This window comes from Sphingobacteriia bacterium (assembly GCA_017304685.1).
Taxonomy (GTDB): Bacteria; Pseudomonadota; Alphaproteobacteria; order Rickettsiales; family 33-17; genus JAFKLR01.
Genome location: JAFKLR010000004.1, coordinates 119,446 through 134,452, shown reverse-complemented (window position 1 = coordinate 134,452; position 15,007 = coordinate 119,446). Strand labels below are relative to the sequence as shown.

Below are 15,007 nucleotides of genomic sequence, written 5' to 3'. Positions count from 1 at the left end.
AATTTTAAAATTTTTAAATTTTGCTAAAAACGCAATTTAGCAAGCGTAGGTTAAAATATTTTTTATTGACTAAACTCATAGCCTTAAATATATTGCATTTTTAAAATAGAGTATATTTTATGCAAGATACCCTTACAAAACAGAATTTAAATCAAAGTGATTTAGAAAAAATTGGTTTTGAAGATTCACCAATGGGGAAGGCTATCCTTAATAAAGCGATAGGATTTATCGATGTAGGCGCAAAAGATGAAATCATTGATGAATTTAAGCCTATATCTAATTACTTAGATGTTATTTTCTTTGAACCTAATAAAAATGAATATGAAAAGCTTATTAATAGAAATCAAGCTTATCACTCATGTAAATTTTTTAATGCTGCTTTAAGCAATGAAGAAAAGCAAGCTGATCTACATATAACAAAAAGTTCTATGTGTTCTTCTTTATATTCTCCACATCCACATTATACTTCAAGATATGGTTTAGTAGGTTATGACGTAGAAAATATAGAAACCATTTCAGTTTCGAGTTTAGATTCAGTATTAAAAAATGAAAAATTTACTAAAGATGATTTTTTTATTTTAAAATTAGATGCTCAAGGAGCAGATTTAGATATTATTAAAGGTGGAAAAGAATTTATTCAAAACAATGTTTGTGCAATAATTTCTGAAGTTAATTTTTTCCCTTCATATTCAAATATACCTTTATTTTCAGAAGTAGAGCTTTATTTACGTGAATTAGGATTTAGTTTTATAACATTTACAGATTATATGTTTAGATCGCATAGAAGAACAAAGCCTGCTAAGTCCTTATCTCGTCAAAGATTATTTCATGCTGATGCATTATTTGTAAAAGATCCAATTTTAAATGCTTCTAATATTAAAAATGATAGTTTTCCTTACTATTATATAATTTTATTTATGTTATATAATTTATATGATTCTGCTATCGAAATTGCAGAAAAGTTAATTACAAACCCTGTTGATAGGGAAGAGAGTATAAAAGTAATTACTAAAGCAGAAGAATTATATTTAGAAAGAGCAATTTCAAGAGCTAATAAGGGTTTAAATATTTTACAATCCTCGAATGATAATAAAGAAATACTTTATTATTTAAATAATAGAACAATATTATAATTCTTAATAATAGTAAAAATGAAAGATTGTTTAATCTCTATAATAGTACCTACGAGAAGGCCTGCAGAATTAAAAAACCTTCTTGAAACCTTAAAAAATAATACAGCTGATTGTAAAAATATTGAGCTTATTATTAAAATCGACGAGGATCAGGCAAGCTTATATCAAGATATAATGAAACAAATTGATAATTATCCATTTAAAACTCAGTGGGTAAGTTCCCCACGTTTGTATGGATACTATACAATGTGGATTAATAATCAATTGACGCTAAAATATGTTAGCCCTAATGCCTATTTTGTTTTACTTATGACTGATGAAGCAAAATTTAAAAAGGATTGGGATAGTGTCGTAAGAAAATATTATAAATATTTTGACGATGATATTTTTAGATTAAAAGTCTCTCATGCTAGATATTTAAATTATTATAATGTTGGCCAATTAAATTATTTGCCGGATAGTTTTTGTTTCATTACAAAAAAATGGTTGGATTTAACTAATGGATATGGTGATTGCTGGGGATCAGATGTATTTTTGCAATCTATTAGCTACCATTTAGGAAGGGGCATTGGTTCATTTTATAGTCCTTATATTAAAGCACCTATTTCGCGTGACATTCCTGTAAATGAAAATATTTTAGATGATTTAGAAATATTTGGTGATGCAACAGAAAGCAGATTTAATTCGTTATGCAAAAGTTCCATAATGTATGATGAGTGGAGCAGAAATGTTTCTCATAAAACTCAAACCTTACATTGCTATTATGCAAGATTAACATATCTTCATATAAAAGCTCATGAAGCAAAAATTAATTCATATAAAATTTATCAAGATGAGAAAAGTAAAACGCTAGTTTTATATGATGTTGATAATGATAAGGTTATTACTAAGGTTAATTATAAAATTCCTAAATTATATTTCACTATTCATAGAATATATTTTTCTTTACTTGAACTTAGGACTTTAATGGCGTTAAGTTCAAAAGAAGTTTTACCATTTTTCTATTATTTAAGACAATTATTAAGGTTACGTAAAGCATATAAAATTTTCCCCTACTATGTAGTGCCATTTTTAGGTTCTATATACAAAAAATTTAAGCCTTTATTCTATGTGCCTAGAAAATGTATAGAATTTATTATGAAAAAAATAAATTCTACTAAAAAAGGACAAGTTCAAATAGTCGAAGATAAAAATAAAGATATTTTGGGTAAAGTAGTAATTTTTGATGCAAAGAATGATATTAAACCTATACCTGTTATTACCTTAAATGCAGGTAATTTGTATTATGTAAATAACGGCCAAATTCTTCCATCAAAGTTTTTTAAAAAGATTATTTCTTCTTACCATTATACTTCATGCAGCGATGAAGAATTTACTCATAATCTTAATAAAGTTTTCGAAACTGGATATAAAACAGATATCTAATATTATTTACTATTTCTTCTTTAAGGTTTGACTTGCTATAACTCAAACCTTAAAAGAATCAGTTGTCTTAATATTCACAAATTATGATTTAATTTAAAATAAAAATAGAATTTATACTGTTTTAGGTAATGGTGAAATATTAAGAATATCATCGTAATCATTAAATTTACGTCTGCGATCTACGAAGTTACCTACTAATACGTTAGCATATTCAGGAGTTTTATTTACCTGAGCATTTAAAGAATTCAATGCTTCGATAGTAGTAACTGGTTGAATGCTTGAAAGTTCATCAATTAGTTTTCTAATTATAGCTTGCTCATTACTATCATTTTTTGCCCAAGTTGAACTAGCAAGTTCTAAAGCGAAATCATAGTAACCTATGAGTAAGGCTGCCATAAATACAACTTTAACATCTCTATCATTTAATTGTTTGTTTAGCTTCTTATCTAGAGGATCTTTAAAAAATACCGCATCAGTATAAAAGGCTCTTTCCATCGATACATGATCTTTCTTATCTAATAATTTTTTTGCACGGGTTCGAATTGGCATAAAACCATAAAAGGAAAAGCCAAGGCTTCTTAATAACATTTCTACTTCTGAGAAGAGTTTTTGTCCTTTATATAACTCACAAAAGGCAACTTCAGTTATAATTACTGAAGTTTTATTTGTAAGAGTATTTAGGCTTCCTTGAAATATTTCGTATTCGGTTCCTTGAGTATCAATTTTAATAAATTCAGCTATATTAGTTTTTTGGTTGTTTTCTAAAATTTTATCTAAGGTTGTTGCTTTTAATGTGCATTTTCCAACTTCGTGCCATTTGACCATGTTATAACGTTCTATAAAAACAGGGTTTGGGCTAAGTAATGAATGGTTAGTTGATGCAGAAAGTAAATGTAAGTCAACTTCCCCTTCTTTATCATATAATGCTATGGGTTCTAATTTGAATTCTGACCAGTTATTTACCACTTCAGGTAATGACATTAATCTTTTACATTCTTCTTCATCAGCTTCAAAACCAAGAACAGAAGTAATGCCCGCAATAGGTTCAATAATATCATGAGTTCCACCGCGAGCTCCAATATCCACGAAACCTAATGGGAGTGTTTTAAATTCTTTATATACTGAGGTTTCTTTAAATAAATTATTATTTATTAAAGCGTTTAACTCTGTTCCTAAAAACACTGCTTACTCCATTTGATTTAAAGGTTATTGAGAATGATTTTAATTCAATTATAATAAGATTTTAAAATTCAAAACAAATTAACATATTGAATTTGCTTGTCAATATTTATCATATTTGCATTAAACCCAAGGTTAACGTGTAAAATAAAAAGCTAGAAAAATTTATAAGTGATAATTAAAAAGTTGTATCAATATTATAAAGATTTACTTCTGCTCTTTGTGCGTAACGACCAGGTCTAAATTTTTCACCCTTTCTAATATAAGTACAAAGTAAAACATAACGGAAATCATTTGTTATATTAGGATTTGAACCATGTACAAGATTGCCGTGAATAAAAAATACTGAGCCTTTTGGAACTATCGCATCCATTGGTGAGTAATTCTCTGGCACAATAACTTCTTCATTATTAGCGTTAGGGTCTTGGCCTGAATCCTTTTCTAACTGAATTTTTCTAGTAGGCAACAAGTCTTCTTTGTGAGTACCAGGGTAAGCAATTAAACTACCTTTATCTTTATATACATCTGTAAGTGCAATCCATGCTGAAGCGAAAACTTCTTTATCTGCCTCAACAAAAAAATTATCTTGATGGAGAGAAAATCCTCGTGTTCCAGGTTTGCAGAAAAAGAATTCAGTTTGGAGGCCACTGACTTCCCCATTAACAAGAATAGACATTATATCTACCAATTTAGGGTAAGCCATAGCTTTTAGAAAGATATCGTTAAGACGATGTGGCATCATAAATGGCTTAAATGTTTTGTCGAGAGCAGAAGGAAGGGTTTGAGAAGCTTCAATAAGTTTATCGCATTCATCAGGAGTAAACAAATTATGCTCAATAAAATAACCATTTTCATTATAAAAATTTAAAGCAGCTTGTTTATTATCTAAAAATGATAGATTAGTTACTTCGTTCATTTTTTATCTCATATTTAAGTCTAAAATTATGCCAAAATTAACACTTTTTAAAGCGTAGGTCAACTTATTATAAGAAGATAATTAAGAGCATTTTTACTGGCAAAAAAGAAAGGCTAATTTTAGAAAAAATTCTCCATATAGCCTTAATTTAAGCTTTAAATTACTTATTTACTAATATTGTAATTATCTTTGTTTTTCAATAAGAAGTATTTAACAAATTTAACTTGGTGTCATAAAAGATAGTTTTTAATTCAAATAAAAGTTTATTCTATGCAACCAACGGAAAAAAATTTCGGATACACTTTTGCAGGAGTTTTCTTATTAATCTCAGGTTATATTTTTTATAAAACTGAACAAATAAATTTATATACTTTAAGTTTAGCTATTATTTTTTTTATAGTAACTATATTTACACCAAAATTTTTAAAACCACTTAATTTAATATGGTATCAATTTGGTTTACTCCTTAGTAAAATTACTACCCCAATAATATTATTTTTGATCTATTATTTAGTAATCGTTCCTTTTGGATTATATTTTAAATTATTCAAAAAAGATAATCTAGGGCTTAAATTTGATAAAAGCTCTAAATCATATTGGGTTAACAAACAATATAAAAGCAAATTTGAAAACCAATTTTAGAAGAGAAAAGAAATGACTGACCTATTAAAAGAATTGTTTTTATTTATGAGAGTTAGGAAAAAATTTTGGTTATTACCTATCTTAACTATAATGTTGCTTTTTGGTACATTGTTATTCTTAACTAAAGGTAGTGCATTAGCACCATTTATTTATACAATTTTTTAGTTGATTAGATTATGAAAATTTTAGGCATCTCTGCATTTTATCATGACAGTGCAGCAGCAATTATTGAAGATGGAAAAATTATTGCAGCTGCTCAAGAAGAAAGATTTACACGTAAAAAACACGATGAATCTTTTCCACTTAATGCAGTTAAATTTTGTTTAAAGCAAGCTAATACAACTTTAGAAGAGATTGATGCAATTTATTTTTATGAAAAACCTTTACTAAAGTTTGAAAGGTTAATGGAAACTTATATTGCTTTTGCTCCAAAAGGGTTTAAATCATTCACTAAAGCTATACCTGTCTGGGTAAAAGAAAAACTTTTTCAAAAAAGTTTAATTGCTGAAAACCTCAATAAAATTAATCAAAAAAAATATGATTTTACTAAAAAAGTATTTTTTAGTGAGCATCATTTATCACATGCAGCAAGCGCTTATTATCCTTCAATGTTTAATGAAGCAGTTGTTTTAACTATTGACGGTGTAGGTGAATGGGCAACAGGAAGCTTATCGATTGGTAAAGGGAATAATTTAGAAATTGTAAAAGAAATGCATTTTCCGCATTCTTTAGGGTTACTTTATTCGGCCTTTACATATTATACGGGTTTCAAAGTAAATTCTGGTGAGTATAAATTAATGGGGTTAGCTCCTTATGGAAACCCTATTTATACCGACATAATTTTTGATAATTTACTAGATTTAAAAGAAGATGGGTCATTTAGATTAAATCAGGAATATTTTGATTATTGTACTGGCTTAACTATGACTAATAAAAAATTTGATGGTTTGTTTGGTTTAAAGCCTCGTCATCCAGATGAAGAACTTACACAAAAACATATGGATATAGGAGCATCTATCCAAGTTGTAACCGAAGAAATTGTTACTAAAATGGTAAAGTTTGCCAGAAAAGAATATGGAATAGAAAATTTATGTCTTGCGGGTGGTGTTGCTTTAAATTGCGTAGCAAATGGTAAAATTTTGAAACAAAATATTTTTAAAAATATTTGGATTCAACCTGCGGCAGGTGATGCCGGAGGTGCTTTAGGTGCGGCATTAAGTGGTTATTATCTTAAAGAGAACAAGTCTAGAAATTTAACAAGTAAATCTGATACCATGCATGGCTCTTATTTAGGACCTGAATTTACAGAAAAAGAAATAGAAGAAACTTTTAATAGAATTGGTGCTAAATATACTAAATTAAATGATGAACAAGTAATAAAGCAAACTGCAAAAGCTTTATCAGATGAAAAAGCAATAGGATGGTTTCAAGGTAGAATGGAGTTTGGGCCTCGTGCTTTAGGTAATAGATCGATTATAGCAGACCCACGTTCTCCAAAAATGCAAAAGAATTTAAATTTAAAAGTTAAGTTTAGAGAATCCTTTAGACCTTTTGCACCTTCAGTCTTAGCAGAAAAAGTAAGTGAATGGTTTGATTTAGATAGCGATAGTCCATATATGTTAATAGTTGCTGATGTTGCTTCAAAACATAGGATTGAAATGTCCGAAGATCAAAAAGCTTTATTTGGAATTGAAAAATTAAATGTTGCGCGTTCAAGCATACCTGCAGTAACGCATGTAGATTATTCAGCTCGTATTCAGACTGTACATAAAGAAACTAATCCTAGATATCATGCTCTTATCAGTGAATTTGAAAAAATCACCGGTTGTTCTGTACTCGTAAACACAAGCTTCAACGTTAGAGGAGAACCAATTGTTTGTTCACCAGAAGATGCTTATCGTTGCTTTATGGGTTCTAACCTTGATGTGCTAGTAGTGGGTAATTACTTCTTAATTAAAGAAGAACAACCAGAAGAATTAATTTTAGATTATAAGAATTTATTTGAGCTTGATTAAGGATAGTAATGAATAGTAAATTAAAGCCTATACTACAAAATATTATACTAGCTACAGCTTCCACTTTATTTTTTATATTCTTAATAGAATTTACTTTTGGTTTTTTATATCAAAAGAATTTTTTTGAGTTAACTGAATTAGATAAAACTATATTTAATAATCGTTACTTTACTTTCTTAAGATTGTCAAAAGATAATATTAATGACTTAATGTACCCTGAAAATAAAAAAGCCTTTTCTAAAATGAGTAACGAAACTGATAAAGTTTTTTTAGAGATGATGTGTTATGAATTTTATGATCAAGGTACTATATGGGCATTTGAAACTGATATAGCTAAAAATGCTCATTGGTATAAAGATAATTTAAAAGAAAAAAATATAAGTTATAAAACTGTTGATTCAAGAGATGAATTTTTTAAACTTCTTGCTGAAAAAAGTAAGAATAAAAAATTAATAACTAGTTTTGGAGGCTCAACTACTGTTTTAAGTATTAATTGGCCTTATCATTTTCTTAAAAATGTAGATGCAGATTATAAAAACTATATTTTATTGAACTTAGGGCAACCCGGTTATAATAATGAAAGCTATCTCTTATTAATAAAAGCATTAAGTAGCTATTTTACTAAATATTCTATTACTCCTTCAATAATAATAAGTTTAGATGGAGTAAATGAATACCTTATTTACTTATTTAAGTATTTAAATGATAATAAAAATATGCAAGCGGGGGCAAGTAAACCTGCTGAATATAAAAGCTCTATTATGCAAAACTTAGCATTTTATAGTTTTAAAATTATGCCATATACAAGTACGTACTTCTGGCGTATGAATACATTTAAAAACAATAAAAAAAATCAATATAATTTGTCTATAGATGAAAATAATACTGTTAAATTTGAACAGAATTTTACAGAAGGTTTATTAAATAATTTTCGTAAACATCATAATGATTTCATAGAAACGCTCAATAATAAATTTAAAGCGCCGCATTTTCATTTTTTACAACCAATTTTAACAGAAAAATATTATCCTTTAGCTGCTGAAAGACATAAGTTTTATATTAGAAATATAAAAACTCCTATTGCTAAAGAGTATAGACCAACACTCGATTATACATTAGCTATTTATGGATTATTAGGTATAAATATAGATGTTTATTTGAATGTAAACCCAATATATAAACAATTTGAAGATTATTATACAACTTTTTCTATACCTTCTACCCATTTTAGCCTTAGCCATGTTTTTAATCACTTGGAAGGGTTTAAAAATGATGTATATTCAGGTGATGCCGTACATTACTCTATTCAAGGGTCTGAAATAATAGCAAAAGAAATGTATAAAATACTTAAACCTATTTATTTTGATAAAGAAAGTAGTTTAATTAAGTAATAATATCCATTTAATCTTTATTTTATTTATATTACAATTCCTAAGGACCAAAAATCTTTATTATACCAATGATTTGGGTGAAACCCTTCAACTTGCATGCCAATCTTTTTATAAAAATTTACTACTTCTTCAGAAGGAGCTGTTAGTTTAATTTTATGACACTTAATTGCTTTATAATGGTCTTCTGCCATTGTAAACAGGTTTTTGCCAATACCTTTATGACGACAATTATTATTAACTACTAACCATATTATGGTACCTACGCCACCTTCCTGGGGAGTACATAAAATTAAGCCATTTACATAGTTATTTTCTTCATAAATAGCAAGTAACCCTTGGTTTTGGATAATTTGAGATAATTTACTTAAATTAAAAGTTTCAATATAATTATTTACTAATTCAGAAGTGAAAATATAACGAAAATTTTCCTTTATAAGGGTTTTATATTGATTAAAAAATTCTGGTGTTAAATCAGTTGTATTTAAAATTCTATATTGTTCCATGATTTTCTTTCTTCGTAAGGTATTTTATATACATAAGATGTAAATTCATATAATCCATAATCAGCTCTAAATGAGTAATTATTTACTATATTTAGCTCTTTTTTTAAAATGCTTGCTATTTCATCATAAGAAATATGGAATAAATGATCTTTTTCATAATCGACATGTTTACTCATAACGTTAAAAGCAAAGCCAAATTTACTAATTTTAGAAGCTTCCTTTATTAAAGTTATAAAAAATTCTTGCATCTCAATTTGAGTCATGGAGAGTTTCTCAGTGAACACTCCATTCATAATTACGAAATCAAACTGATTATCATTAAAGGGATTTGAAATTACATCTTTAACTTCAAAATTCTGAGGTTCAAAATTACTTTGCGCATATGAAATCATTTCATTTGATAAATCTACACCGTGGTAATCAATTTTCTCTAATAGATTATGGGACTTAAGATAACTAAAAAGCGCTCCATATCCGCAACCAAGATCAAGTAATTTTACTTTTTGATTTCCATGAAACTTAACTATTTCAAGCATAATTCTAAGTCTTTTAAATGCATCATGTTCATTTGGCCAATCTACACCTTTATGACTTGCCCCATGTTGCTTAAAACACTTTTCATAATGCTCAACTAATTGGTGATAGTCAGGCTTAAAATTAATATTAGAATTAGTCATTTAATATTAAACTATTACAATTATTAAAAATTTCTTCTCTTATAGTATTTTTATCTTCCATAATTATTCTTTCTAAAATGCTTCTAAAATTACCTTCATACGCACTTAAAAACTCTAATTTTATAGAATTTTGTTGAAATATATTAGCATCATATAAATCTCTGCCACCAGGTGGGTTTATGTAATGATTTGCGTTTAACGCCCTTAATATAGCTAGAATTCTATCCTGAGCTTTAAGTTCCGGATCTATATCTAAAGTAGAAGATTTTATAATATTAAATTCTATGTTTAAATGGTTACAAATAAGTTTGTTAATATCGATGATATAATCAACTACTGACTTATTAATATTCTTTATAGCTTTATCTAACTCAGGAAAAATTAAAGGTAATTTTTTTAAACAATCAATTTTACATAATTGGCTCTCTAATAAATTTTGTGCATCTTTATGAAAATGCAAATCTTTAATTAAAGTTTCTTGAGGGCATTTCTCTATTGGTAAAGTTAACCATACTTCTTTACCATCATTACTAAATTTATTTCTGTGAACCCAACCTCTACGAGGAAACTGTACGCAATCAAAAATTACAAATAAATTAGTGGCAGCAAATAATCTGTAATAACCTGCGTAAGGTATAAAATAAGGTTGCATTACTGCTGCGGTTAACATAATTCCTATTTATTTAAGCTATGATGAATGATTTTGAGAGTCGCACCATTCATTCCACATATGAATATACGCTTTTTCCATATCTTTTGCAAATCTAGTAATATCGACCAATGGTGATTTTCTCATCATATCTCTAAGATTTTTTCTATAATATTCGATTCGTGAATAATTATTAGCAAGTTCTGTAAGTTTTTGTATATATTCTTCCTTATCATTAGCAATAAGTTCTGTAGCACCTAAAGCTGTTAAAGTACTTGCACCGGACCTAGATGACCAACGATTACCTCTTAAAGTTACTACCGGAATTCCTTGCCACAAAGCTTCAAATGTAGTGGTACCACCAGTAGTAGGAAAGGTATCAAGCATAATATCAATTTTATCATATAATTTGAGCATTTCAGAGTGTTCAGACCATCCTTCTAAATAAATACGTGATACATCGATATCGTTATCTTTAAAAACTTCAAGTATTGAGTTTTTATATTGCTCGTAAGTAAAAGGTGCTGATTTAAGAAATATTCTTGAATTAGGGACTCTTTTCATAACTTGTGCCCATAATCTTAAAGCCTCTTGCGAATATTTATGTGAAGCTCCAAAGCAACCAAATGTTACATATTTATTTTCTATACACGCTGGAGTTAAAGAATGGTCAGGAAAACGTCCTTCAAGCTGTACTGCGCCAATAAAAATATCATTTTGATAAACTTTTTCTGTATAATAAGGTTTATCTTCATCAGTTATTGATATTCTGTCACTAACAACATAGTCAACATTGGCAAGCCCTGTTGTAGATGCATGATTGTACCAATTCATTTGGACAGGAGCTGCTCTCATATTTAATACATTAAAACGGTTTATTAAAACAAGACCGTTTAATTCTTGTAATATGTCAATTTGATCTTTAATAATCAAATCGTATACTTGCTCATCACTCCAACCTCTAATGTCATGCCACTTATGAGCAATCTTTTTTACTTCTTCTCCGGTTTCGCCATCATCATAACAATAAATTTCAAATTTATTTATATCATGTGCTTTTAGCATAGGTAATAAACAATTTCTTGAAACGCTATTATCAAAAAAATGACACAAATATCCTACTTTTATTTTTCTATTTTTATCTGGGGTGTTTGTTAAATGTTTAATATGATATTTTTTTGTATAAAGCTTGTTAAATTCTTGATGAGCCGCTAATAAGCTTTCATTGGTACTTCCTTCATAAAATTGCAGTATCTGCAAATATACTGAATGAATCATTATATCAGGATATTCTTTAAGAGTTTGTTGAAATAACTCAATAGCCAGTTTATGATGAGCAGAATTTGCAAGATATACGGCAATTTCATAATATACAAAAGCTAAAGGTTTTTCTTCATATGTAAACCTTTTGAGAATATTTAAAACATTAACATCACCGAAACAGGCTTTTATTTTAATGAGTGGATTAATTTTTAAAAAAGTGTAAATATCCTTTTCTTGCTGCTTTGTAAATGTATGTAATACATCAGAGGCTTTATTTGCTGCAGTAAATTCTTTTAGAATTTTGACAGGTTTAGTGCGTTTAATAATAAAATTTTTAACTCTGAGGATAGGTGTTGTAAGCCTTTGGATAATTTTAAACATTTATAACCCTATAATTTTTTATAAAAATCTAATATAATGTGTATTAAAAATTTTTAAGCAATTATGCACTATTTGTTACAGAAAATTGTTCATTGAATTCATAAATTTTAGAAGTAATAAATTTAATTGTGTCATTTTCAATATTGCTAAAAAATGGTATGCCTAACATATGGGATGATAAATATTCTGTATTGGTTAAACTACCGACAGGGCAATCAATATATGCAGGTTGAGTATGGCAACCATTTCCCCACCATCTTCTGGTTTCAATACCATTTTCTCTTAAATAATTTTCTATATTATCATTATTATATTCACAAATAATATTACAAGTAGTGCTTACATAATTTTCTTTTAAATCATGTGTAATATTGTGATTATTTAAGTGTTTTATATATAAATCACGAATTGTTTGATATTGTAATTTTTTTTGAGGATAATTTTTTAAGGAAGCAAGTCCGATAGCTGCTGTATATTCAGACATTTTAGCATTAATACCAAAAATTTGTGATTCTCTACTTTTTACAAAACCAAAATTAACAATATCTTCAATATGCTTGATAAGTTTATGATCAGTAGATGCAATAAAACAACCTTCACCTGCTCCTAGCATTTTAGTTGCATGTAAACTTACTATAAAAGGAAGTTCGGTAACAGGCATTAATCCGCTAATAAAGCTATCATAAGCAGCGGCTCCATCAATTACTACCTTAATTCCTGTTTGATCTTGAAATTCTGCCCATTCTTCTAAATTAATAGGAGCTCCAAAAGGACAAACTACTATTACTGAACTAATTGTTTCCGGAATTTTGTCAAATTCATTATATATTATTTCAGGAGTTAAAGCCTTTGTATTAATATCAACGTCTAAAAAATAAGGTACTAATCCTGCAAGTTTAGCGGCAGCAGGAGTAGCAGTAAATGTCCAAGAAGGCATTAAACAATAAGATTTCTCAGGTAAATTTAAAGCTTGTAAAGCTGCATAAATTCCAAGAGTTGCATTTGATACAGTTACTACCGATTCTTTTTCAAGGTTAAGGTTTGAAGCTATTTCTTTTTCAAAAATTCTAACTAAAGGGCCAAAATTAGAATATATTGCATTTTGATCAATAGTATTTAAATAGGGAATTAATTCCGAAGCTTCGGGTAGTTTAACTCTCATCACAGGTATATTATATGGCATAGCTAGCAATAGTTCCTTCTACTAAATAATTGCTACATTAAACATTTGTTAGAGCATTTTCTTTTTTTGAATCATATATATCAATTAAATTCCACTCATCTTTTTGTGGAAAAACACCAAATTGTGGACGTATTCTTTCTTTAATTTCTGGAAATAACGCTCTATCAATTAAAGCTTGAGCATTTCTATTATTTAAATCCATGAAATTTTCAAACCAAAACCAAAAACGTGCTAAATCCATAACAAAGTCAGTGTGTTGCTCATTCTCACATGCCCATTGTAAATTAGTTAGTAATAATTTCGATTCAAGTACAGAGGCCCAAATTTCTTCTCTAACAAATAAAGTTTGTTGAACATCTTCTGCATCATTCCAATCATATTGTACACCATCTTTAGGATTAGCTTTAATTACGAAAGAAAAATTACTATTAGGCCCTTCTATTGTAAATTTTACTCGAGTAGTAAAATCAACCATATATTTATTTAACCATTTTTGGATATGATTAGTATATTCAATACTACGTTCTTTTAAATTTTGTAAATTAGAACTATTAATCCAATCATCTACAGCTTTAACTTTATTTTGTAATTTATCTTTTAATTTAGCTATTAGTTCTACATAATTATCCCAATCAATTTCAGGATGATTACGTATTAAGCCATTATTTATATCCCATGTATCAGTAGGATACATAATTACCACATTAATATTTTTATCTGGATAATTATTAGCTACAAAATCACTAAATAATTTTGGTGTAGATCTGTTAACTATATTGCAGTGAAATAAGTTGTCACTAAGCCAGGAAAAATCACCTGCAAAAGGTGCAATATTTTTTACTTTTAAATATTCAATTAAATTTTTTTGTTGAATCCAACTATGTTTGCGTACTTTAGAAGCTTCAAACATTTCTTCTCGACTCATTCTATAACATCCTGGAAACATTGAAACGCCAGAGTATTGAATAAAAGCTAAATCAATTTCACCAAATTTTTCATCAACTTTTTCATATAATTCTTTATCAGAAGGACAATCATTCATGTTAAGTAATTTGAAATCACCGATTTCAAGAACAAATCCTGAATTTTCCCAATCCCAATATTTCATTTTACAAGCAGGAATTAATGTAAATTTTTCTCCTTCTCCTAAATCAATAGTTTCCCAAGGCATCATCTTAATGATATTGTGGAAGCCCATTTCTCTTAATGTTCTTTCCATTGTATAAGATCTTAAACAATTAAAATCAGGGAATTCAGCAAGAATGATTTTAATATCACGCGGAAAACAATCTATGGAAGGTATATGAAAATGATCTTCATGCGGATGAGAAAAATATAAATAATCAATTGTATTAACAATTTCCTCAGGTTTGATTATGGCTGCAGGAAACTTCCATGTAGTCATTGCATAAATTGGCTCATTTAAAATCCATGGATCAGTAAGTAAAGATCCAAACTTTGATTCAATTTTAATTGAAGCATGTGTAATGTAGGTTATTTTGAAATCTGCTTGAGGCATAAACTTTTATTCCTGTTAGCATAAACTTAAAATTAATGCAGGATAATGACATAATTGAAATGCTTAAGCAAGGGGTTTTTAAAACAATAGAATTTTGAAGTTCGTATATTTGCAACTTTTACGGTAATGAG

Annotated in this window: 13 protein-coding genes; 5 read left to right on the top strand and 8 right to left on the bottom strand. The window is 28.1% G+C overall.

Features of this window, described 5'->3' with window-relative positions; genetic code table 11:
* The first annotated feature begins 119 nt into the window (after window positions 1–119).
* Window positions 120–1,133 carry an FkbM family methyltransferase gene (locus J0H68_05970; GenBank protein ID MBN8828236.1) on the top strand — a complete coding sequence of 338 codons (1,014 nt, stop codon included), beginning with the start codon at window positions 120–122 and terminating at the stop codon, window positions 1,131–1,133.
* Window positions 1,134–1,151: 18 nt separating this feature from the next.
* Window positions 1,152–2,558 (top strand): hypothetical protein, encoded by a 1,407-nt coding sequence (locus J0H68_05965; protein ID MBN8828235.1) that lies wholly within the window; start codon window positions 1,152–1,154, stop codon window positions 2,556–2,558.
* Window positions 2,559–2,669: 111 nt separating this feature from the next.
* On the opposite strand, the gene J0H68_05960 is transcribed toward J0H68_05965, so the two are convergent.
* Both J0H68_05960 and J0H68_05955 read right to left on the bottom strand, forming a co-directional pair.
* Window positions 2,670–3,740: an FkbM family methyltransferase gene (locus J0H68_05960; protein MBN8828234.1), complete on the bottom strand. Its 1,071-nt coding sequence runs from the start codon at window positions 3,738–3,740 to the stop codon at window positions 2,670–2,672.
* 175 nt (window positions 3,741–3,915) lie between these two features.
* Window positions 3,916–4,653, bottom strand: coding sequence for a phytanoyl-CoA dioxygenase family protein (locus J0H68_05955; protein ID MBN8828233.1), 738 nt, complete (start codon window positions 4,651–4,653; stop codon window positions 3,916–3,918).
* Window positions 4,654–4,923: 270 nt separating this feature from the next.
* On the opposite strand from J0H68_05955, the gene J0H68_05950 reads away from it, so the two are divergent.
* The 3 genes from J0H68_05950 to J0H68_05940 all read left to right on the top strand — a co-directional run bounded on the left by J0H68_05950 (window position 4,924) and on the right by J0H68_05940 (window position 8,701).
* Window positions 4,924–5,295 carry a hypothetical protein gene (locus J0H68_05950; GenBank protein MBN8828232.1) on the top strand — a complete coding sequence of 124 codons (372 nt, stop codon included), beginning with the start codon at window positions 4,924–4,926 and terminating at the stop codon, window positions 5,293–5,295.
* Window positions 5,296–5,471: 176 nt separating this feature from the next.
* Complete coding sequence (locus J0H68_05945) at window positions 5,472–7,310, top strand: carbamoyltransferase (protein ID MBN8828231.1); 1,839 nt, start codon at window positions 5,472–5,474, stop codon at window positions 7,308–7,310.
* Between the two features lie 8 nt (window positions 7,311–7,318).
* Window positions 7,319–8,701, top strand: coding sequence for a hypothetical protein (locus J0H68_05940; protein MBN8828230.1), 1,383 nt, complete (start codon window positions 7,319–7,321; stop codon window positions 8,699–8,701).
* A gap of 26 nt (window positions 8,702–8,727) precedes the next feature.
* Here J0H68_05940 and J0H68_05935 read toward each other — a convergent pair whose 3' ends face one another.
* From J0H68_05935 to J0H68_05910, 6 genes are all read right to left on the bottom strand, one after another.
* A complete protein-coding gene (locus J0H68_05935; GenBank protein ID MBN8828229.1) occupies window positions 8,728–9,204 on the bottom strand; it encodes a GNAT family N-acetyltransferase in 477 nt (158 codons plus the stop codon).
* Window positions 9,183–9,881: a methyltransferase domain-containing protein gene (locus J0H68_05930; protein ID MBN8828228.1), complete on the bottom strand. Its 699-nt coding sequence runs from the start codon at window positions 9,879–9,881 to the stop codon at window positions 9,183–9,185. The genes J0H68_05935 and J0H68_05930 overlap by 22 nt, the downstream gene beginning before the upstream one ends.
* A complete protein-coding gene (locus J0H68_05925) occupies window positions 9,874–10,551 on the bottom strand; it encodes a WbqC family protein (GenBank protein ID MBN8828227.1) in 678 nt (225 codons plus the stop codon). Before J0H68_05925 ends, J0H68_05930 begins: the two co-directional genes overlap by 8 nt.
* Window positions 10,552–10,569: 18 nt before the next feature.
* A complete protein-coding gene (locus J0H68_05920) occupies window positions 10,570–12,174 on the bottom strand; it encodes a hypothetical protein (GenBank protein ID MBN8828226.1) in 1,605 nt (534 codons plus the stop codon).
* 61 nt (window positions 12,175–12,235) lie between these two features.
* Window positions 12,236–13,357, bottom strand: a complete 1,122-nt coding sequence (locus J0H68_05915; protein MBN8828225.1) for an aminotransferase class I/II-fold pyridoxal phosphate-dependent enzyme — start codon at window positions 13,355–13,357, stop codon at window positions 12,236–12,238.
* Between the two features lie 37 nt (window positions 13,358–13,394).
* Window positions 13,395–14,876, bottom strand: a complete 1,482-nt coding sequence (locus J0H68_05910; GenBank protein ID MBN8828224.1) for an MBL fold metallo-hydrolase — start codon at window positions 14,874–14,876, stop codon at window positions 13,395–13,397.
* Window positions 14,877–15,007 lie beyond the last annotated feature (131 nt).